A 19,216-nucleotide genomic window follows, 5' to 3' on the forward strand; every position below is an offset into this window, starting at 1 on the left:
TTTTTACGAATGGGACAATCGGCCACAGCGGGGTCGTCAGCGACCCGTGCTGGTCGTAAGATGGGAGCCATTCGCGCGGCGTTTGCCCCTTGGTCGGCCAGCCGTGGTCAGGGTTCTGTTTTAACGAGAGTGTTTATCCGATGTCATTAACTGAACAAGCCCGCTGGTTCGTGCTGGGGGGCGATCATCTGGTACTGCTCGATCAGCAAGGTCAGGTGCCACAGGGCAGTAAAGCGTGTCTGCCCGCAGCGCTGGCTGACGCCCCTTTCGAGCATTTCGACGAGTGGCAGGGACTGCCCTGTTATCTGCTGGATCTGGGGGACGAGGCCGACACGAGCGCCATGAGCCCTCTGCGCCAGCTGATGGTGGCGGGGGACGAAGAGGGCTTTCGTCTCGCGGGCCGCGCCTGGCAGCTCGCCACCTTCCGCCGCACCCACCGTTTCTGCGGTGAGTGCGGCGCCCCCATGACCCCGAAGGCAGGGGAGTGGGCGCAGGTGTGCCACCATGGCCACACGGCCTATCCGCGCATCTCCCCCTGCATTATCGTGGCGGTGCGCAAGGGGCCGGAGATCCTCTTGGCGGCCCATCGCCGTCACTATCAGGCGGATGATCCCATGTATACCGTGCTGGCCGGGTTTGTGGAGGTGGGGGAGAACCTCGAGCAGTGCGTGGCACGGGAGGTGTTCGAGGAGAGCGGCATCCGGGTGCGCAATGTGCGCTATGTGGCGAGCCAGCCCTGGCCATTCCCCCACAGCCTGATGATGGGCTTTACCGCCGACTACGAGAGCGGCGAGATCCGGGTGCAGGATGACGAACTGGTGGCCGCCGCTTTCTTTGCTGCTGACCGCTTGCCGCGTTTGCCGCCCCACGGCACCATCGCCCGGCGGCTGATCGAGTGTTCGCTGGCGGGCGAGGGGTAACGAGGCGCTTATCTTTTCGCCAATCTTTTTGCACTTCTTGTTACAAGCGGGGCGGTCAGGTTTGCGCCCCTTCACATCTTTGCAACCGCGCGCCCATTTGCCACGTTTTGGGCAGTCCGCTCCGGTGGGCAAAGTGGTATTATGGCCGCCATTTTATGCATGATACGAACTCGGGAACTGGGATGAAAGAGCTGAAGAACGATCGATACCTGCGCGCTTTGCTGCGTCAGGATGTGGACATGACCCCGGTATGGATGATGCGCCAGGCTGGCCGTTATCTGCCGGAATACAAGGCGACTCGTGCCCAGGCGGGGGATTTCATGTCCCTGTGCCGCAATGCCGAGCTGGCCTGTGAAGTCACCCTGCAGCCGCTGCGCCGCTACCCGCTCGATGCCGCCATCCTCTTCTCCGACATCCTGACCGTGCCCGATGCCATGGGGCTCGGTCTCTACTTCGAGCAGGGTGAAGGCCCGCGCTTCGAGCGTCCGATCACCTCCATGGCCGACGTGCAGGCGCTGCCCATTCCGGATCCGGAAGATGAGCTGGGCTACGTGATGAACGCTGTGCGCACCATCCGCCGCGAGCTGAAGGGGGAAGTGCCGCTGATCGGCTTCTCCGGCAGCCCATGGACCCTGGCCACCTACATGGTGGAGGGGGGCAGCTCCAAGGCGTTCACCAAGATCAAGCAGATGATGTACGCGGAGCCGCAAACCCTGCACCTGCTGCTCGACAAGCTGGCCGACAGCGTGATTGCTTACCTCAACGCCCAGATCAAGGCGGGTGTGCAGGCTGTCATGGTGTTCGACACCTGGGGCGGCGTGCTCACCCCCCGCGATTACCGCGACTTCTCCCTGCAGTACATGCACAAGATTGTCGATGGCCTGATCCGCGAGCACGACGGTCGCCGCGTGCCGGTCACCCTGTTCACCAAGAACGGCGGTCAGTGGCTGGAGCAGATTGCCGCCACCGGTTGCGATGCGCTGGGTCTGGACTGGACCACCGACATCGCCGATGCCAAGCGCCGGGTCGGTGACAAGGTGGCGCTGCAGGGCAACATGGATCCCTCCATGCTCTACGCCACGCCCGCTCGCATCCGTGAAGAGGTCGCCTCCATTTTGGCCGGTTTCGGCCACGGCAATGGCCATGTATTCAACCTCGGCCACGGCATCCATCAGGATGTGAACCCGGAACACGCTGGCGTGTTCGTCAACGCGGTACACGAGCTCTCCGCCCAGTACCACGGTCGCTAAGGCCGGGGCGAGAGAAGAAGAGTGTGTTTGAAATCCGGGGCCGTCAGGCCCCGTTTTACATTGAAATAGGCGCTGCAACGACGAGAACGTGGCGCCAGTGCAGGAGGCAAGATGAGCAGCAAGTCACTGGATTGGGGTATCGATCTTGGTGGTACCAAGTGTGAATGCGTGGTGCTGGATGGCGACGAGGTGCTGCTGCGCCACCGCATCCCCACCGAGCGGGCTGGCGGTTATGAGCACATGATCGGCCAGATCGCCAAGCTGGTGGCAGAGTGCGCCGAGAAGATTGGCCAGCGCCCGGCCCTCATCGGCATGGGGACGCCGGGGGCGCGGGATCCGCAGACCGGCCTGATGAAGAACTGCAACACCACCGAGCTCAACGGCAAGCCGTTCAAGGAGGATCTGGAGCGCAAGCTGGGCGTGCCGGTGCTGATCGCCAACGACGCCAACTGCTTCGCGCTGGCAGAAACCCATCTCGGTGCAGTGCGCCAGCACCATCCCGATGCGAAAGTGGTGTTCGGCATCATCATGGGCACCGGGGTCGGCTCCGGCATCGTCATCAACGGCCGCATTCTCAATGGTCATCACGGCATCGCCGGCGAGTGGGGCCACAATGTGCTCTCCCCCGATGGCCCCGAGTGCTATTGCGGCAAGCGTGGCTGCGTCGAGACCCTGATCAGCGGCCCGGCGCTGGAGGCCTGGTACGAGGCCAAGGCCAAGCGTCGCCTCTCGCTTGCTCAAATCGCGGCCGCCACCGCCCACGATCATGTGGCCAGGCTCACCATCGACCGGCTGCATTTGCTGTTTGGTCAGGCGCTGGCCAATGTGGTCAACATTCTCGACCCGGATGTTATTGTCATCGGCGGCGGGGTGGGTAATGTGCAGAGCCTTTACAGCGCCGGACGGCAGACAATTTTGCCCTTCCTCTTTAATCCCCGCTTCAGAGCCCCCATTATTGCTCCTGCCCTTGGTGACAGTGCCGGGGTATTCGGGGCCGCACTGCTGGCCCGCGGTGAATTCAAGGAGGCCCTGCTGTCGTAGCCGGGGCTCCCGGGCGGCCGGTGCGCCGCCCTGTTGCTGGTTCAAGGAAACGGATTCTCGATGATCAAGATTGCCATCAATGGTTACGGGCGGATCGGTCGCAACGTGTTGCGAGCCCTCTATGAAAGCGGGCGCGACAAGACCATCAAGAACGTCGCCATCAACGAGCTGGCGGCCCCCGAGGCCATGGTGCACCTGACCCGTTACGATACCAGTCACGGTCGCTTCCACCATCCGGTGCAACTGGCGGGCAACAGCATGCTGGTGGGGGAGGATCTCATCTCCCTGTTTGCCGAGCGGGATCCGTCAAAGCTGCCGTGGCGGGCGCTGGGAGTCGATGTGGTGCTCGATTGCACCGGGGTGTTCGGCTCGCGGGCCGATGCCGAGCTGCATCTGGCGGCGGGGGCGGGCAAGGTGCTCTTCTCCCACCCGGCGGATGCCGATGTGGATGCCACCGTGGTCTACGGGGTCAACCATCATACCCTCACCGGAGCGGAGCGGATCGTCTCCAACGCCTCCTGTACCACCAACTGCGTGGTACCGGTGATTGAAACATTGCATCGAGAATTCGAGATAAATTGTGGTACTATTACGACAATTCATTCGGCCATGCATGATCAGCAAGTCATCGATGCCTACCACAGTGACTTGCGCCGAACCCGCGCTGCCAGTCAGTCCATCATTCCGGTGGACACCAAGCTGGCAAAGGGGCTGGAGCGTATCTTGCCCCACTTCGCCGGCAAGTTTGAGGCGATCGCGGTGCGGGTGCCGACCATCAATGTAACAGCGATGGATCTCAGTATTACTGTTCGTAAAAAAGTGACAGTTACTGACGTAAATCAAGCCCTGCAACGGGCATCCAGAGGTACATTACACGGTATTCTGGATTACACGGAAGAACCGCTGGTCTCCGTAGACTTCAATCATGATGCACACTCCTGCATCATTGATGGTACCCAGACCCGGGTGAGCGATGCCAACCTCGTCAAGATGTTGATGTGGTGCGATAACGAATGGGGCTTCGCGAACCGGATGCTGGATACCACCCGGGCCATGATGGCCGCAGGCTGAGCCTGCCCCGGGCGAAAGGTTACTGTTTTTAACATTACCTGGAAAATATAGAGGACTGAATATGTCTGTTATCAAGATGACTGACCTGGATCTGGCGGGTAAACGCGTTCTGATCCGTGCTGACCTGAACGTACCGGTAAAAGACGGCAAGGTCACCTCCGATGCACGTATCGTTGCGACTCTGCCGACCATCAAGCTGGCTCTGGAAAAGGGTGCCAAGCTGATGATCACCTCCCACCTGGGTCGTCCGACCGAGGGTGAATACAACGAAGAATTCTCCCTGGCTCCGGTTGTCAACTATCTGAAAGACGCTCTGTCCTGCCCGGTTCGCCTGGCCAAGGATTACCTGGATGGCGTAGAAGTCGCTGCCGGTGAGCTGGTTGTACTGGAAAACTGCCGTTTCAACAAAGGCGAGAAGAAGAACACCGAAGAGCTGGCCAAAAAATACGCCGCCCTGTGTGACGTCTTTGTAATGGATGCGTTCGGTACTGCTCACCGCGCCGAAGGTTCCACCTACGGTGTGGCTCAGTTCGCTCCGGTCGCCTGTGCCGGTCCGCTGCTGGCGGGTGAACTGGAAGCGCTGGGCAAAGCCATGCTGAAGCCCGAGCGCCCGATGGTTGCCATCGTTGGCGGCTCCAAGGTCTCCACCAAGCTGACCGTTCTGGAATCCCTCTCCAAAATCGCTGACCAGCTGGTTGTCGGTGGTGGCATCGCCAACACCTTCATCGCTGCTGCCGGTCACAACGTCGGCAAGTCCCTGTGCGAGCACGATCTGATCGACACCGCCAAGAAACTGGCTGCCGAGACCAACATTCCTGTGACCACCGACGTGGTTGTAGGTGCCGAGTTCTCCGAATCCACTCCGGCGACCATCAAGTCCGTCTCTGACGTGACCGACGGCGACATGATCTTCGACATCGGCCCGGATTCTGCCAAGGCCCTGGCTGACATCATCATGAACGCCAAGACCATCCTGTGGAACGGCCCGGTTGGTGTATTCGAGTTTGACCAGTTTGCTGAAGGCACCAAGGTTATCGCTGAAGCCATCGCTGCTTCTCCGGCCTTCTCCATCGCTGGCGGTGGTGACACCCTGGCTGCCATCGACAAGTTCGGCATCGCTGACAAAGTCTCCTACATCTCCACTGGCGGCGGCGCCTTCCTGGAGTTCGTAGAAGGCAAGGTACTGCCGGCTGTTGCGATTCTGGAACAGCGCGCCAAAGCCTAATTGACCCGGAACGGGGGGCAAAAGCCTCCCGTTTCGTTTATCATGTGCCCGCTGTGCCGGTTCATGATGAACCCCCCATTTTTTATTAACGGCATACGAGACAGGACGATTAAACATGTCTAAGAAAATTTTCGACTTCGTAAAACCCGGCGTGATCACTGGTGATGACGTTCAGAAAGTGTTCGCCATCGCTAAAGAGAACGGCTTTGCTCTGCCGGCCGTAAACTGCGTTGGTACCGACTCCGTGAACGCCGTACTGGAAGCTGCCGCCAAGGTTAAAGCGCCGGTTATCGTTCAGTTCTCCAACGGTGGTGCCGTGTTCACCGCCGGTAAGGGTCTGAAGCTGGAAGGTCAGAAAGCTGCCATCCTGGGTGCCATCTCCGGTGCCAAGCACGTTCACGCTGTTGCCGAAGCTTACGGCGTGCCGGTAATCCTGCACACCGACCACGCTGCCAAGAAGCTGCTGCCGTGGATCGACGGTCTGCTGGAAGCGGGCGAGAAGCACTTTGCTGAAACTGGCAAGCCGCTGTTCTCCTCCCACATGCTGGATCTGTCCGAAGAGTCTCTGGAAGAGAACATCGACATCTGCTGCGAGTACCTGACCCGCATGGCCAAGATGAACATGACTCTGGAGCTGGAACTGGGTTGCACCGGTGGCGAAGAAGACGGCGTCGACAACAGCCACATGGATCAGTCCGCTCTGTACACCCAGCCGGAAGATGTTGCTTACGCTTACGAGCGTCTGTCCAAGATCAGCCCGCGTTTCACCATCGCTGCCTCCTTCGGTAACGTACACGGTGTATACAAGCCGGGTAACGTCAAGCTGACCCCGTCCATCCTGGACGCTTCCCAGAAGTACGTTTCCGAGAAGTTCGGCATCCCTGCCAAGTCTCTGGACTTCGTATTCCACGGTGGTTCTGGTTCCACTCTGGAAGAGATCCGCGAGTCCATCTCCTACGGCGTAGTGAAGATGAACATCGACACCGACACCCAGTGGGCAACCTGGGAAGGTCTGCTGAACTTCTACAAGAAGAACGAAGCTTACCTGCAAGGCCAGCTGGGCAACCCGGAAGGCGCCGACAAGCCGAACAAGAAGTACTACGATCCGCGCGTATGGCTGCGTGAAGGTCAGACTTCCATGATCGCTCGTCTGGAGAAAGCATTCTCCGACCTGAACGCCATCGACGTACTGTAATTCGTTACAGCACCTTGATTGCATGAAAAGGCGCCCTTCGGGGCGCCTTTTGCATTTCTGTGATCCGCACCGGTTGGTGAGTGGAGGGGGAACTGGGTATTATCGAAACAACTTTGCTTATTTTATTAAACAATTTGCAACCAAGGCAGGATGCTGAGTATGCAGGCAGGAAAGCACAACGGATATCAGGAGCACGTCGCCTCCTACTACGCGGCCACCCGCAACGACTCGCAACAGTGGCCCGAGCTGGAGGGGGAGCACAAGGCTGACGTCTGCATCATCGGCGGTGGTTTTACCGGTCTCAACACCGCCATCAACCTGGCTGATGCAGGCTACAAGGTGGTGCTGTTGGAGGCCAACCGCATCGGCTGGGGCGCCTCCGGGCGTAACGGCGGCCAGCTTATTCGCGGTATCGGCCACGATACCAGCCAGTTCGCCCGCTGGATTGGTGAGGAAGGGGTACGCGAGCTCGACCTGATGGGGCTGGAGGCGGTGCAGCTGGTACGCGAGCGGGTTGAGCGTTTCAATATCGAGTGTGACCTCACCTGGGGTTACTGCGATCTGGCCACCCGTCAGCGCCATCTGGCCGGCTTCGAGGAGGATCTCGACCATCTGGCGAGCCTTGGCTATGAGCACGAACTCAAACTGGTGCCGCGGGAAGATATCCATAGCGTGGTGGGGTCGGATCGCTATATCGGCGGCCTCATCGACATGGGCTCCGGCCATCTCCATCCCCTCAATCTGGCGCTCGGCGAGGCGCGCGCCGCAGCCAGCCTCGGGGTTTCCCTGTTTGAACACTCCCGGGTGACCCATATCGATTACGGCAAGCAGGTGGAGGTGACCACCGCCCACGGCCGGGTCACTGCCGACTATCTGGTGATCGGCTGCAACGCTTACCTCAATGACCTCAATCCGGAGCTGGGAGGGCGGGTGCTGCCGGCCGGCTCCTATATCCTCGCTACCGAGGTGCTGGATCGCCGCTTGCGCCAGCGTTTGCTGCCGCAAAATATGGCGGTGTGCGATCAGAACGTGGCGCTCGACTACTACCGCCTCTCCGCCGACGGTCGCCTGCTGTTTGGCGGGGCCTGCAACTACTCGGGAAGGGATCCCCGCGACATCAAGGCCTTCATGTTGCCCAAGATGCTGCGGGTCTTCCCCGAGCTGGCTGGCACTGCCATCGAGTTTCAGTGGGGCGGGATGATCGGGATCGGTGCCAACCGGCTGCCGCAGATTGGCCGCTTGAAGGAATACCCAAACGTGCTCTACGCCCAGGCCTATTCGGGTCACGGTCTCAATGCTACCCATATGGCGGGCAAGCTGGTGGCCGAGGCGATCCGCGGCGAAAGTCGGGGTTTCGATCTCTTTGCCAGTGTGCCCCATATCACCTTCCCCGGCGGCCCGGCGCTGCGCTCCCCGCTGCTGGCACTGGGAATGTTGTGGCACCGGATGAAGGATATCTTCTGACCCCCATTGTCAGCCGGCGCAGTGCTGGCTGAACGAAGCCCCCTTGCCATCCCTTGTTTATAGCGGGTTAGCACTATCGTTCCGCCTGATAGACCAAAAGATGCATTCGCGCCAATCTCGTCTGGTTGGCGCTATCTTTTAGGTGTGAGTGCGGTTATCTGCCAAGGGGCAAGAGTTTGTCTGATTACCGGAATATTTGCCGAAAAAGGGCCAGAGGGCGGGGAGAGGAGGGCCAAGATGGAGATAAATGTGGTCGCGTCAGGCGGGCTCAGCCCGCTGGCGCAACGGCAGGGTTCTCCCGCTGTGCAGGCACAGGAGCGGGCTGCAACTTCACCATCAACGGGCAGTGACAGCCTGGTGCGCGACCTTGGCGCTGTGCTGGATGAGCTGGGGCTGTCACCGCAAGGGGAGAGCAGCGGCGGTGGCACTGTTTCAATCAGGGATTCGCTGGAGGCGTTCATCAACACCATGATGGGCTCCCTGCAACAGCAGCAGGAGCAACAGTTGGCATTGCAGCAACAACAGCGGCAAGAGCAGGAACAGCGCAAACTCGCCATCGCCGACAGCAGCGAAAACCCGCTCAAGCGGGATCTGGAGCGCCTGCTGGAGACGCTGGATCAGCAGGGCGGACAGGAAAAAGAGAGCGAGCAAGGAGCCGAGCGTGAAGCGGTCAACCCCTTGCAGAGCCAGCTGACCGAGCTGTTGGAGAGCAGTGGTGCGGCAGAGAGCGGGGTCACCCTCAAGGAGGTACTCTCAGGGTTGGCCAGCAAGCTGCCGAGCGAACCTGCCGAGCGAAAAGGGTATCGGGTCGATACCCAGGTTTGAGCTGGTTGGCAACGGTAGTCCAGTCGTTGCAGAGCATAAGGAGCGGAAAGCTCTTTATTGGGCCGGTTCCGCCAGCCGCCACCCCTGTTCGTCCTTCATCATCCACACCTTGGCCTCTTGTGGCAGCACCTGGCCCGCCTCGAACTCGCCATATTTGCGCTCGAGCTCCATCAGCCCCATCTCCTGCTGGAAGGGGCCAACCCGGTCGTAGACCAGATCCTCGTCGTGCAACACCTGCAACTGATCGAGCCCCTGCTTGAAGTGGAGCTGGTAACTCACCTTGACCAGATAGACCCCCTCCATCCGCTCCTCCTTGCCGAGGATGGTGAAGTCGCTGATATCGAACAGGTTGGCGTCTGTCTCGGCCAGTAGCTTGGCGGTGACCTGCTGGCGGATATCCTCTTCACCGGGCCCTGCACTGCAGCCATAAAGCCAGAGGGCTAGCAGGGGGATGAACCACTTTTTCATCAAAACTCCGGACAAGTGCAAAACGAGAGGGGCGATTGTGCCACGCGAATGCGCGGCGGCAAACCTCGGCTCACGGTTCCAGTGAACGTTCCAGCACGATGGCCTCGGCCCGATAACCAGCCAGCTCGCGGCGATAGCACTCGGTGAAGCCTCTGCGCAGCCAGAAGGATAGAGCACTCTCATTGCTGGCAATCACTGACAGGCGAAGCCGGGTAGCCCCCCATGAGCTTGCCAGCGTGCAGGCGTGAAGATAGAGCGACTGACCACGGCCACTCCCTTGCCAGGGTTCCCCCACCAGTAACAGACCCAGATAGGCGGTGTCTGGATTGGGGTAGCCGCGCAGCAGATCAATGACAGCGGTGAGTTCTCCCTGCTCCCAGCGGCCGATGAGATGTTTGTCGGAGAGAGGCAGGCCGGATGGGCAGGCGACAAGCTCCTCTTCTCCTGCCTGTGCAGAGAGAGGGTCATTGCTCACCGTCGCCTGATAGGAGGGGGCCTGCTCGAACAGCCGCTGCAAGGCAGGTGCATCGCTTGTCTGCAGCCGACGCAACTCAGTGTGCATCACTTACCATCTCGAGATGTTTGGCAAAGGGGATAGGCCCCATAAAACCGGTGACCCGCTGGCCTGTCAGCTCCTTGCCCTCGCGGTCGAAGAAGATGAGGGTCGGCAGTCCCAGCACATTGAGGGTGTTGAGCAGCTCGACATCGGCATCGTCGTTGGCAGTGACGTCTGCCTGCAGCAGCACCATCTGGCCGAAGCGCTCCCTCACCGCGGGATCGCTGAAGGTCTTGTGCTCGAACTCCTTGCAGGCGACGCACCAGTCGGCGTAGAGGTCGAGCAGCACCGGCTTGCCGCGAGCGGCGGCCAGCTGCACCTTGAGATCATCCAGCGTCTTGATGCGGATAAACTGCGGCGCCGTTTGACTGGCATCCGCCGTGATGGCAGCAGGGGGGGCCGGTTGCAGCAGATCCTTGCCCACAACCACGGCGCTGATCATCGCCAGCAACAGCACGAAGCCGCGCACGCTTCTGGCCACCGAGTGGGGCTGGTGCTGGTTGTGGTGATAGAGGTAGCCGCACAGCAGCAGCCCCCAGCCAAGCCAGGCGAGGGTAGTAACTTGATCGCTCCAGAGCCGTGACAGCAGCAGGATCGGCACTGCCAGCAGGGCGAAGCCAAACAGCTGCTTGATCACATCCATCCAGGCGCCCGCCTTGGGCAGCAGCTTGCCACCCGAGGTGCCGAGCAGCAGCAGCGGCAGACCCATCCCCAGTGACAGCGCATAGAGCGCCGCGCCGCCGAGCCAGAGATCGCCGCTCTGGGCCACGTAGATCAGCGCCCCCGAGAGCGGCGCCGTGGTGCAGGGGGAGCAGACCAGCCCGGAGATCATCCCCATGATGGCGACCCCGACTACCGAGCCGCCCTGCTGGCGGTTGGAGAGACCGGAGAGCCGGGTTTGCAAACTGCTCGGCAGTTGCAGGGTGTAGAGGCCGAACATGGAGAGGGCCAGCAGCACGAACATCACCGAGAGACCGATCAGCACATAGGGGTGTTGCAGCGCAGCCTGGAATTTCAGGCCCGCCGAGGCCACTACCAGCCCCAGCAGGGTGTAGGTGACCGCCATCCCCTGCACATAGACAAAGGAGAGCAGGAAGGCGCGACCGGTAGAGAGGCGATGGCCGGCACCGGCGATGATGCCGGTCAGGATTGGGTACATGGGGAAGACGCAGGGGGTGAAGGCGAGCCCCAGCCCCAGTGCGAAGAAGGCGACGATGCTGAGCCAGAACCCCTGATTGCCGAGGGCAGCGGCCAGCTGATCTTGCTGGCTAACCGGTGCGACGCTTTGTGCCGTTTCAGCAGTGGGTGCTGTGGTTGCCGTGACCAGCGGGGCCACATCGATCAGCTTGTCGGTCGGCGGGTAGCAGAGGCCGTCGGTACAGCCCTGATAGCGCACCCGCAGGGTGGCATTTTCCCCCACCTCTTTTAGCGGCACCGCGATGCTCACCTGCTGGTAGTAGACCCGGGTCTTGCCGAAGAAGTCATCCTCGTGCTCGGTGCCTTCCGGCAGGGGCGGCTCGCTGAAGGTGAGGTTGTTCCCCTTGAAACGCAGGCTGTGGCGATAGAGGTAGTAGTTGTCGGCGATGTGGAGGGTCAGCAGCAGCTGATCGCCACGCTGGTCGCTCTCGATCTGAAAGGCCTCATCGACCTGCAAAAATTTGGGCTTGGCGTTGGCTTCAATACCCAGCGAGCTGAGCAGGTCGGCGCCGCTGGCGTGGGCTGGGGCGCTGCCCACCGCTGTCATCAACAGGGCATAGAGCAGCAACAGGGGGGAGAGCAAGCGGGTGAATGTCATTCGGTCTCCCCATTGAGCCAGTCGAGATAGGCAGGTAGTCCGGCACTCACCGGCAGGGCCAGCAGCTCGGGCACCTCATAGGGGTGATTGGCTTGAATACATGCCTGCAACTCGGCAAAGCGCGATTGGCGGGATTTGATGATGAGCTGGATCTCGGTGGCGCGCTCCACCTTGCCTTGCCAACGATAGACGGAGGTAATGCCCGGCAGTTGATTGATGCAGGCGGCCAGCCGCTGGTTCAGCAGCTGCTCGCAGAGAAGGTCGGCACTGGTTTGATCTGGGCAGGTGCAGAGCACCACAATGGCGTCGGTCATAAAGCGGATCTTCACCTCGTTGGGGTAAACCGGGCAGGCGCCCTTGCCGTCTCATCCCTGTCTGCGGATGAAGGTGAAAAAAGCGCCCGAAAATCAGCGGCTACTATACCCCAGAGGCGCTTCAAATAGCATCTGTAGCCATTTGTGAGCCAGCGCCAAAAATTTGTGGGGGGCATGAGATAGACGCTGTCATGGGGACAGGGCAGAATGAGCGGGCTTGTTCCCAATTGACGTAAGGAAATGTATGACCCAACAGAATGAGCAGCAGAGAAACCGCATGTTGAGCCTGCTGCGCGAAGGTGAGCGCCGCATGTTGGTTCAATTGGCCGGGCTGCTGCGCACGACCGCCGATGAAATCAATGCCGAGCTGGAGAAAGAGGAGCTGATGGCCACCCTGGAGCAGCCCATTACAGTGGAGTATCTCAACGGCGTGGTGCAGCACCATCTGTTCGAGCGCAAACACAAGGGAGATATGGCGGTTGCCCAGCAGATCCTGAGCGATTATCAGAGCGAGCTGGAAGCGCTGCAGGCCGCCCAGGCCCAGCCTGAAGAGGCTGCCGCTGCCGACGAGAGCGGCGAAGAGCTCAAAGCCCAGGCTTGAGCGACGGGCAGGCCTGAATCCTTACCTCTGAATCAGCCGGCCTGCCAGCGCTGATCCCTCTTGCGGCCCCATCATGTCTGCCATGGTGGGGCCGTATCGTTTCTTCTGTTGCCTTCCCTCGTTGACCTTCACTTCTCGGTTTCAATCCAACTGATTCGTGCCTTAGCGCGCCTCTTGGGGCATGCCGTGCGGCACTTCGCGGGGGATGGGGAACACCTTGTCATAGCCCCAGTTGTAGACGAAGGCATAGATCAGATAGAAGACGACGAAGCCCAGATCCAGCACCAGCGCCTCCAGCAGGCTGACGCTCAGCCACCAGGACATGACCGGCAGCGCGACGAGCAGCAGACCGCCCTCAAAGCCGAAGGTATGCAGCACCCGTTGCCACAGGGTTTTGTGGGTATGGCCCTGATATTTCAGCAGCAGCTTGTCGACCCCGATGTTGTAGATGTAGTTCCAGACGGTGGCCAGCACCGAGAAGAACAGTGCCAGCGGGCCCATATGGTTGAGCCCGACCCCGGTAACCCAGCTGGCCAGCGGGGCGGCAATCAGCAGGCCAATGAATTCAAAGCCAATGGCATGGCGCAGGCGATCGTTACGGGTACGCATAAGTCACTCTCTCAATCAGGTTCATTCACGGATTGCTGGTTAATCTATAGATCTTTAGCGATAGATTCATGTTGGTATCCATCGCTAAAATAGATGGATGAGAGAGCTTGCCGGAGGGCCATAAGATGACGCCATCACTGGAACAACTGAGGATCTTGCTGGCGGCCGCCGAAACCGGCTCGTTTTCCGCTGCCGCCCGCAAGCTGGGCAAGGCGCAGTCGGTGGTGAGCAGCGCCATCGCCAATCTGGAGATCGATCTGGCGCTCACCCTGTTTGACCGCAGCGGCCGCTATCCGCAGCTGACGGAGGCGGGGGCCCGCATGGTGCAGGAGGCGGGGATCCTGCTGGCGCAGAGTGAACGATTGCAATCCATTGCCGGGGAGCTGGCGGCCGGGGTGGAGACGCGGCTCACTCTGGCCATCGATGATGACTCCCACCTCCCCTGGCTCGGCACCCTGCTGGAGGAGTTCGCCACTCGTTACCCGACCGTGGAGCTGGAGCTGCTCTTCCCGTTGATGGAGGATGTGACCGAGATGCTGGTGACTGGGCGGGCCCAGCTTGGCATCAGTTATCAGAAGGTGCATCCCCAGCGGGAGATTGTCGCCCGTTCGCTGGGGGAGGTGACCATGCCGCTGGTGGTGTCACCGGCTCATCCGCTGGCCCGCAAGCAGCCGCTGCGGGAGGTCGATCTGCAGGGAGCACGTCAGCTGATGGTGACCGGCCGACGGGAAGGGAGCGAGCGCCAGCGTTTTCGTATCTCGGCTCAGGTGTGGTGGGTCGAGGGGGATCTCGGGGTGCTGGAGCTGGTCAAACGGGGTCTTGGCTGGTCCGCTATTCCGGAATTTCTGCTGCATCAACCGCTGAAGCGGGGCGAGGTGGTGGTGCTGGAGCCCGACTTTATCGCCAGCCATGCGTTGGCGCTGGAGCTGCAGTGGCATCGCGCCCGCCCGCTGGGGCAGGCGGGGCGCTGGCTGAAGGAGGCACTGCTGGCGCGGGTGCCTCGCTAGCCGACCTTACTCGGTCAGGGCGTAAGGCAGGGGTTGCAGGGTGAGGCGGGAGCCTTCGTCCTGCTTGAGGCGGAATTGGGCGTCAGCCTCGGTATCCTTCGGCAGTACGGCGGTGAGCCACACCTGCCCGGCCTGTTGCCAGGCGTTGAGCACCATGCCGCTGCGGCGCCAGTTGTCACCCAGTTGCAGCTCAAGGGTATCGCCGCTGGTGACCGGCTCGCCGGTAGTCCCCGCCAGCAGGAACAGGGCGCGGTTGTTGGCGCCGCGATACTTGGCGCGGGCCACGGTCTCCTGTCCCATGTAGCAGCCCTTGTTGAAGCTGATGCCGTCCAGCGCCTGCAGGTTGAGCATCTGCGGGATGAACTCCCCCTGATGCACCGCTTCCATGTGTGGCAGGCCAGCCTTGATCTCGAGCCCCCACCAGAGTGACTCGTCACCTTGCGGAAGGGCGTCGGCTTGCTGATTGCTCACCAGCAGCCAGCGATCCTGCTCAATCTTCACCGCCATGCCGCCGTCGATCAGACCGCTCTGCTCAAGGCCGAACTGCGCGGCGACCCACGCATCTGTGCCCTTGCCAGCCAGACCGGTGGCGTGGCGTTCGTCGGCGGCAATCTCCACCTTGGAGAAGACGGCAAATTTCTTCAGCTCCGGCAGTTGGCGCTCCAGCACCGAAGAGCTGGTCAGTAGCAGCAGACTGTCGTCGAGGCAGAGCAGGCGGAAATTGCTCCACAGCTTGCCCTTGGGATCACAGTGGCCGCCCGGGGTCTGTTGCCCCGGTTGCAGGGCGTTGACATCACAGGTGACCTGACCTTGCAGATATTTGGCGCGATCCTGGCCGCTGATACGGGTGATGGCCAGCTTGGTCAGGGGGAAGCGGGTCGGCTCGGCAGGAAAAACAGGTGGTTGCAGGCTCACGATGGTATTCCAGAGAGAAAGTATGTGAGCTGCATGGTAAAGACGTAACTAATGTTTGTCAGCCGGAAAATCCAGCTGGTACCATCCCCCGGTCTTTGTAAGGAGAGTGCCATGTTGAGCCCAGTTGAAAAATCCCGCCTGAAGTGGGCCTGCCGTCGCGGTATGCTCGAGCTGGATGTGATCTTTATGCCCTTTTTCGAACACGAGTTCGACTCCCTGAGCGAAGCCGATCAGCAGACCTTTATCCGCCTGCTGGCGAGCGACGATCCGGATCTGTTCAAATGGTGCATGGGTCATGGTGTCCCTGCCGATCCCGCATTTGCCGCCATGATCCCGATGATCCTGGAGCGCAATCAGGCGCGCCACGACCGCCGGGGGTAATACCGTGGAGCGGGTGATCATGACGGTTCACCCCTCCCGCCATCAGCAATGTTTGCTGGTGGCCCTCTTTCTGTTGCTGCTCTGGCCGGTGGCTGGCCTGATTGCCGGTTGGCAGTGGGCGCTGTTGCTGCCCGTCTGGCTGGCGGCGCTCTGGTTGAGCTGGCGGGCGCTCGCCGAGCCCCCGTTCGAGCTTGTCTGGGATGGTCAGTGGCTACAGTGGCAAGGTTGCCGCTATCAGCTCGGCAAGAAAAGCCGCATTTTGCCCGGCGTGCTCAGGCTGGTGCTTTGCCCCGAGCCGGAAGGCTCTGAATCGGCGTCGCCACGGCAATTGTGGCTCTTCTCCGATGCCCTTCCCCCCGAACATTACCGCCTGCTGGCGCGAGCCATCCACTTTCTGCCGTCTCGGCGCTGACACCTGCTTTCCGTGATGACCATGCGCTGATTTACCGCGATAAGCTGCTGCCATGTGGCTGGCGGCACTCTTTTTGGGGCTGAAAAGCGGTTGAAAACAAGTGACCCCGCCGGGGCGGGGTCACTGATAGCTGCAACGCTTGGCAGGAAGGGGGATTAATCCCGCTCCGGGGTCAGCACGGTCGGTTTGGAGTCCGGCAGCATATCCGGATAATCCAGGTTGTAGTGCAAGCCGCGAGACTCCTTGCGCTGCAGGGCGCAGTTGACGATAAGCTCGGCCACCTGCAGCAGGTTGCGCAGCTCCAGCAGGTTGTTGGAGACGCGGAAGTTGGCGTAGTACTCCTGCACCTCCTGCTTGAGCAGGTCGATGCGGCGCTTGGCGCGGGCCAGGCGTTTGTTGGTACGCACTATCCCCACGTAGTCCCACATCATCAACCGCAGTTCGTGCCAGTTGTGCTGGATCACTACCAGTTCGTCGGAATCTTCCACCTTGCTCTCGTCCCACACCGGCAGGCGCGGCGGCTCCACACTCATCGGCAGCTTGGCCAGAATGTCGGCCCCCGCCTGATGGGCATAGACCACGCATTCCAGCAGGGAGTTGGAGGCCATACGGTTGGCGCCGTGCAGACCGGTGTAGGTCACTTCACCTATGGCGTAGAGGCCGGGGATATCGGTCTGGCCGTTGTTGTCGATCATCACGCCGCCACAGGTGTAGTGGGCGGCTGGAACGATGGGCATCGGCTCCTTGGTGATGTCGATGCCAACCGCGAGGCAGCGCTCATAAATGGTCGGAAAGTGCTTGATGATGAAGTCGGCCGGTTTGTGGCTGATGTCCAGATACATGCAGTCGGCGCCGAGTCGCTTCATCTCGTGGTCGATGGCGCGGGCGACGATATCGCGCGGCGCCAGCTCGGCCCGCTCGTCAAACTCCGGCATAAAGCGGCTGCCGTCCGGGCGGCGCAGATAGGCCCCCTCGCCACGCAGCGCTTCGGTCAGCAGGAAGTTGGGATCATCGGGGTGGAACAGGCTGGTGGGATGGAACTGGTTGAATTCCAGGTTTGCCACCCGGCAGCCAGCCCGCCATGCCATGGCGATGCCATCGCCAGAGCTCACATCCGGGTTGGAAGTGTACTGGTAGACCTTGGAGGCGCCGCCGGTGGCCAGTGCCACGAAACGGGCGCGGATCACCTCGACCTGCTCGGCGTTGCGGTTCCAGACGTAGGCGCCCAGTACCTTGTTGCCCGGCAGGTTGAGCTTGCGGGTTGTGATGAGGTCGACCGCGTTGAAGCGCTCCATCAGCTGGATATTGGGGTGGGCGCGCACCTGATCGATCAGGGTCAGTTGCACCGCCTTGCCAGTGGCATCCGCCGCGTGGAAGATGCGGCGATGGCTGTGGCCCCCTTCCCGGGTGAGGTGGTACTGGGACTCGCCGTCGGCGTTCTCCTCCTGATCGAAGGGGACCCCTTGCTGAATGAGCCACTGGATGGACTCGCGGGCGTGGCGTGCGGTGAACTCCACCACTGCCGGGTCACACAACCCGGCGCCCGCGTTGAGCGTGTCGCTCACGTGGGATTCGATGCTGTCGGTTTCGTCGAAAACGGCAGCGATGCCTCCTTGCGCATAGAAAGTGGCCCCTTCACTGATGGGCCCCTTGCTCAGAACCAGGACTTTGGCGTGGTCTGCCAATCGCAACGCGAGGGACAAACCAGCGGCACCGCTGCCAATGATCAGTACATCGCAAAGGTATTCAACACTTGCTTTCATAAGTATCATTGGCCTGGATTAAGAACTGGCACCATGGTAGCCCAAGCGAGGGCGAGGATGCAGCCTGCATCACATTTTTTTCAATTGAAGCGAACTTTCTCTGATTCTCCCTGTCTGAACTTGTGCGCTTAGGAAGGGCCGGAAAAGAAAAACGATAACCTGATGGGGGTTTTACGGCTCTGATGAGCGACCAGAATCTACTGGACGAACAGCTGGTTGAACGGGTCCAGCGCGGCGATAAAGCAGCTTTCAACCTGTTGGTAAAAAAATACCAGCATAAGGTGGTCAACCTGGTTGCCAGGTATGTCAACAATCCCGGTGATGTGCCCGATGTGGCGCAAGAGGCCTTTATAAAAGCCTACCGTGCATTGCCGACATTCCGTGGCGAAAGTGCTTTTTACACCTGGTTGTACCGAATTGCCGTGAACACGGCGAAGAATTATCTCACCTCCCAGGGGCGCAGGCCGCCCAGCAGTGATGTGGAGGCTGACGAAGCGGAGTCTTATGGTGGTGGTGAAGCCTTGCAAGAGGTCTCAACCCCTGAAAACCTGGCGCTGACTGACGAGATCAAACGCACCGTGTTTTCAGCCATAGAGGCATTGCCGGAAGACCTGAGGACAGCTATCACCCTTCGCGAACTGGAAGGGCTGAGCTACGAAGAGATTGCCGAAATCATGGATTGCCCAGTGGGTACGGTCAGATCCCGTATCTTCCGGGCGAGGGAAGCAATCGATAAAAAGCTGCAACCTCTGATCGAGAATTAACTGGGGAAAGACGGGTTAACTTATGGCAAATAAAGAGCAAATCTCTGCCCTGATGGATGGTGACCTGAGTGACGCAGAGGTACTGAACGAGCTGGAGATGGACTCCGACTTGCAAGATACCTGGGGTCGTTACCACCTGATCGGCGATGCCATGCGGGGTGATCTGCCGGTCAATCTGCAACTGGATCTCAGTGACAGCATCATGGCTGCGCTGGAGGATGAGCCCACCATACTGGCACCCAAGCCGGTCGAGACGGCTCCCGTGCTGCAACCTGCCGTTGCACCGGTCAAGACAGATTCTAATGTGGTTCCGTTGTTCCGCCGTGTCGGTCAGCAACTGGGTCAATATGCCATTGCGGCATCTGTGGCCGCTGCCGTCATCTTCGGGGTGCAGCAGTATCAGGGACAGGATGGCGTTCCGGCCAATCCGGTGCTCAATACCATTCCAATCGGTGGCAGTGCGGCGCCTGTGAGTGTTCACTATCCGCAACAGGACGGTGCCCGTGCCCGTCAGCAGGGGCTGACCGAACAGCAGATGCAGGAGCAGCGGGAGCGGATCAACGCCTTCCTGCGTGACCACCAGTTGCAGCAGCGCCTGTTGCAAGACAGACAGATCCAACAATAACGAATTGTCAGGGAT

General features: G+C 60.6%; 21 protein-coding genes. 14 read left to right on the top strand and 7 right to left on the bottom strand.

Annotation, left to right across the window (positions count from 1 at the left end):
* Positions 1–140 precede the first annotated feature (140 nt).
* From nudC to AB5Y99_RS17945, 8 genes are all read left to right on the top strand, one after another.
* Complete coding sequence (gene nudC, locus AB5Y99_RS17910) at positions 141–920, top strand: NAD(+) diphosphatase (protein ID WP_042053898.1); 780 nt, start codon at positions 141–143, stop codon at positions 918–920.
* A gap of 182 nt (positions 921–1,102) precedes the next feature.
* A complete protein-coding gene (gene hemE / locus AB5Y99_RS17915; protein WP_368210357.1) occupies positions 1,103–2,170 on the top strand; it encodes a uroporphyrinogen decarboxylase in 1,068 nt (355 codons plus the stop codon).
* 111 nt (positions 2,171–2,281) lie between these two features.
* Positions 2,282–3,211, top strand: a complete 930-nt coding sequence (locus tag AB5Y99_RS17920; protein ID WP_320545847.1) for an ROK family protein — start codon at positions 2,282–2,284, stop codon at positions 3,209–3,211.
* Positions 3,212–3,271: 60 nt separating this feature from the next.
* Positions 3,272–4,282, top strand: a complete 1,011-nt coding sequence (gene epd / locus AB5Y99_RS17925; protein ID WP_368210359.1) for an erythrose-4-phosphate dehydrogenase — start codon at positions 3,272–3,274, stop codon at positions 4,280–4,282.
* A 61-nt stretch (positions 4,283–4,343) separates the two neighbouring features.
* Positions 4,344–5,507: a phosphoglycerate kinase gene (locus AB5Y99_RS17930; RefSeq protein WP_005335436.1), complete on the top strand. Its 1,164-nt coding sequence runs from the start codon at positions 4,344–4,346 to the stop codon at positions 5,505–5,507.
* 115 nt (positions 5,508–5,622) lie between these two features.
* The gene (gene fbaA / locus AB5Y99_RS17935; protein WP_005335434.1) at positions 5,623–6,702 is read left to right on the top strand and encodes a class II fructose-bisphosphate aldolase; all 1,080 of its coding nucleotides are present in this window, start codon (positions 5,623–5,625) and stop codon (positions 6,700–6,702) included.
* A 159-nt stretch (positions 6,703–6,861) separates the two neighbouring features.
* The gene (locus AB5Y99_RS17940) at positions 6,862–8,166 is read left to right on the top strand and encodes an NAD(P)/FAD-dependent oxidoreductase (protein WP_368210360.1); all 1,305 of its coding nucleotides are present in this window, start codon (positions 6,862–6,864) and stop codon (positions 8,164–8,166) included.
* Between the two features lie 237 nt (positions 8,167–8,403).
* The gene (locus tag AB5Y99_RS17945; protein ID WP_368210361.1) at positions 8,404–8,991 is read left to right on the top strand and encodes a hypothetical protein; all 588 of its coding nucleotides are present in this window, start codon (positions 8,404–8,406) and stop codon (positions 8,989–8,991) included.
* 54 nt (positions 8,992–9,045) lie between these two features.
* Here the strand turns inward: AB5Y99_RS17945 and AB5Y99_RS17950 are convergent, their stop codons facing one another.
* The 4 genes from AB5Y99_RS17950 to cutA form a co-directional block, all read right to left on the bottom strand.
* Positions 9,046–9,459 (bottom strand): hypothetical protein, encoded by a 414-nt coding sequence (locus AB5Y99_RS17950; RefSeq protein WP_204477674.1) that lies wholly within the window; start codon positions 9,457–9,459, stop codon positions 9,046–9,048.
* 70 nt (positions 9,460–9,529) lie between these two features.
* Entirely contained in the window at positions 9,530–10,021 is a 492-nt protein-coding gene (locus AB5Y99_RS17955) for an N-acetyltransferase (RefSeq protein ID WP_201991991.1), read from the bottom strand.
* Positions 10,011–11,810, bottom strand: coding sequence for a protein-disulfide reductase DsbD (locus tag AB5Y99_RS17960; protein ID WP_368210364.1), 1,800 nt, complete (start codon positions 11,808–11,810; stop codon positions 10,011–10,013). The genes AB5Y99_RS17955 and AB5Y99_RS17960 overlap by 11 nt, the downstream gene beginning before the upstream one ends.
* Positions 11,807–12,124, bottom strand: coding sequence for a divalent-cation tolerance protein CutA (gene cutA / locus AB5Y99_RS17965; protein ID WP_127005989.1), 318 nt, complete (start codon positions 12,122–12,124; stop codon positions 11,807–11,809). The genes AB5Y99_RS17960 and cutA overlap by 4 nt, the downstream gene beginning before the upstream one ends.
* A 244-nt stretch (positions 12,125–12,368) precedes the next feature.
* Between cutA and AB5Y99_RS17970 the strand changes: the two genes are divergently transcribed.
* Complete coding sequence (locus AB5Y99_RS17970; protein ID WP_005362699.1) at positions 12,369–12,725, top strand: hypothetical protein; 357 nt, start codon at positions 12,369–12,371, stop codon at positions 12,723–12,725.
* A 162-nt stretch (positions 12,726–12,887) separates the two neighbouring features.
* Here the strand turns inward: AB5Y99_RS17970 and AB5Y99_RS17975 are convergent, their stop codons facing one another.
* Positions 12,888–13,334, bottom strand: coding sequence for a PACE efflux transporter (locus AB5Y99_RS17975; protein WP_201991994.1), 447 nt, complete (start codon positions 13,332–13,334; stop codon positions 12,888–12,890).
* A gap of 125 nt (positions 13,335–13,459) precedes the next feature.
* On the opposite strand from AB5Y99_RS17975, the gene AB5Y99_RS17980 reads away from it, so the two are divergent.
* The gene (locus tag AB5Y99_RS17980) at positions 13,460–14,341 is read left to right on the top strand and encodes a LysR family transcriptional regulator (RefSeq protein ID WP_368210366.1); all 882 of its coding nucleotides are present in this window, start codon (positions 13,460–13,462) and stop codon (positions 14,339–14,341) included.
* A 6-nt stretch (positions 14,342–14,347) separates the two neighbouring features.
* Here the strand turns inward: AB5Y99_RS17980 and ygfZ are convergent, their stop codons facing one another.
* Positions 14,348–15,256 carry a tRNA-modifying protein YgfZ gene (gene ygfZ, locus AB5Y99_RS17985; RefSeq protein WP_204477671.1) on the bottom strand — a complete coding sequence of 303 codons (909 nt, stop codon included), beginning with the start codon at positions 15,254–15,256 and terminating at the stop codon, positions 14,348–14,350.
* Positions 15,257–15,367: 111 nt separating this feature from the next.
* Here ygfZ and AB5Y99_RS17990 point away from each other — a divergent pair, with 111 nt between their 5' ends.
* The gene (locus AB5Y99_RS17990; protein WP_064335569.1) at positions 15,368–15,637 is read left to right on the top strand and encodes a succinate dehydrogenase assembly factor 2; all 270 of its coding nucleotides are present in this window, start codon (positions 15,368–15,370) and stop codon (positions 15,635–15,637) included.
* 19 nt (positions 15,638–15,656) lie between these two features.
* Positions 15,657–16,049: a protein YgfX gene (locus AB5Y99_RS17995; RefSeq protein WP_368210370.1), complete on the top strand. Its 393-nt coding sequence runs from the start codon at positions 15,657–15,659 to the stop codon at positions 16,047–16,049.
* A gap of 155 nt (positions 16,050–16,204) precedes the next feature.
* Here the strand turns inward: AB5Y99_RS17995 and nadB are convergent, their stop codons facing one another.
* Complete coding sequence (nadB, locus tag AB5Y99_RS18000) at positions 16,205–17,812, bottom strand: L-aspartate oxidase (RefSeq protein ID WP_005354382.1); 1,608 nt, start codon at positions 17,810–17,812, stop codon at positions 16,205–16,207.
* A 182-nt stretch (positions 17,813–17,994) separates the two neighbouring features.
* Here nadB and rpoE point away from each other — a divergent pair, with 182 nt between their 5' ends.
* Together rpoE and AB5Y99_RS18010 are read left to right on the top strand one after the other, a co-directional pair.
* A complete protein-coding gene (gene rpoE, locus AB5Y99_RS18005) occupies positions 17,995–18,576 on the top strand; it encodes an RNA polymerase sigma factor RpoE (protein WP_005335411.1) in 582 nt (193 codons plus the stop codon).
* Between the two features lie 22 nt (positions 18,577–18,598).
* Positions 18,599–19,201, top strand: a complete 603-nt coding sequence (locus AB5Y99_RS18010) for an RseA family anti-sigma factor (protein WP_005335409.1) — start codon at positions 18,599–18,601, stop codon at positions 19,199–19,201.
* Positions 19,202–19,216: the final 15 nt, after the last annotated feature.

The sequence above is a fragment of the Aeromonas sp. R4-2 genome (assembly GCF_040908295.1).
GTDB classification, from domain to species: domain Bacteria; phylum Pseudomonadota; class Gammaproteobacteria; order Enterobacterales; family Aeromonadaceae; genus Aeromonas; species Aeromonas veronii.

Bases quoted from the DNA above. Each gene is read 5' to 3' on its own strand.
- AB5Y99_RS17980 (WP_368210366.1), top strand. From the start codon at position 13,460: ATGACGCCATCACTGGAACAACTGAGGATCTTGCTGGCGGCCGCCGAA.
- AB5Y99_RS17975 (WP_201991994.1), bottom strand. From the start codon at position 13,334: ATGCGTACCCGTAACGATCGCCTGCGCCATGCCATTGGCTTTGAATTC.
- AB5Y99_RS18010 (WP_005335409.1), top strand. From the start codon at position 18,599: ATGGCAAATAAAGAGCAAATCTCTGCCCTGATGGATGGTGACCTGAGT.
- fbaA (WP_005335434.1), top strand. From the start codon at position 5,623: ATGTCTAAGAAAATTTTCGACTTCGTAAAACCCGGCGTGATCACTGGT.
- AB5Y99_RS17955 (WP_201991991.1), bottom strand. From the start codon at position 10,021: ATGCACACTGAGTTGCGTCGGCTGCAGACAAGCGATGCACCTGCCTTG.
- nudC (WP_042053898.1), top strand. From the start codon at position 141: ATGTCATTAACTGAACAAGCCCGCTGGTTCGTGCTGGGGGGCGATCAT.
- rpoE (WP_005335411.1), top strand. From the start codon at position 17,995: ATGAGCGACCAGAATCTACTGGACGAACAGCTGGTTGAACGGGTCCAG.
- cutA (WP_127005989.1), bottom strand. From the start codon at position 12,124: ATGACCGACGCCATTGTGGTGCTCTGCACCTGCCCAGATCAAACCAGT.
- epd (WP_368210359.1), top strand. From the start codon at position 3,272: ATGATCAAGATTGCCATCAATGGTTACGGGCGGATCGGTCGCAACGTG.
- AB5Y99_RS17940 (WP_368210360.1), top strand. From the start codon at position 6,862: ATGCAGGCAGGAAAGCACAACGGATATCAGGAGCACGTCGCCTCCTAC.
- AB5Y99_RS17930 (WP_005335436.1), top strand. From the start codon at position 4,344: ATGTCTGTTATCAAGATGACTGACCTGGATCTGGCGGGTAAACGCGTT.
- AB5Y99_RS17995 (WP_368210370.1), top strand. From the start codon at position 15,657: ATGACGGTTCACCCCTCCCGCCATCAGCAATGTTTGCTGGTGGCCCTC.
- nadB (WP_005354382.1), bottom strand. From the start codon at position 17,812: ATGAAAGCAAGTGTTGAATACCTTTGCGATGTACTGATCATTGGCAGC.
- AB5Y99_RS17950 (WP_204477674.1), bottom strand. From the start codon at position 9,459: ATGAAAAAGTGGTTCATCCCCCTGCTAGCCCTCTGGCTTTATGGCTGC.
- AB5Y99_RS17960 (WP_368210364.1), bottom strand. From the start codon at position 11,810: ATGACATTCACCCGCTTGCTCTCCCCCCTGTTGCTGCTCTATGCCCTG.
- AB5Y99_RS17990 (WP_064335569.1), top strand. From the start codon at position 15,368: ATGTTGAGCCCAGTTGAAAAATCCCGCCTGAAGTGGGCCTGCCGTCGC.
- AB5Y99_RS17945 (WP_368210361.1), top strand. From the start codon at position 8,404: ATGGAGATAAATGTGGTCGCGTCAGGCGGGCTCAGCCCGCTGGCGCAA.
- hemE (WP_368210357.1), top strand. From the start codon at position 1,103: ATGAAAGAGCTGAAGAACGATCGATACCTGCGCGCTTTGCTGCGTCAG.
- AB5Y99_RS17970 (WP_005362699.1), top strand. From the start codon at position 12,369: ATGACCCAACAGAATGAGCAGCAGAGAAACCGCATGTTGAGCCTGCTG.
- AB5Y99_RS17920 (WP_320545847.1), top strand. From the start codon at position 2,282: ATGAGCAGCAAGTCACTGGATTGGGGTATCGATCTTGGTGGTACCAAG.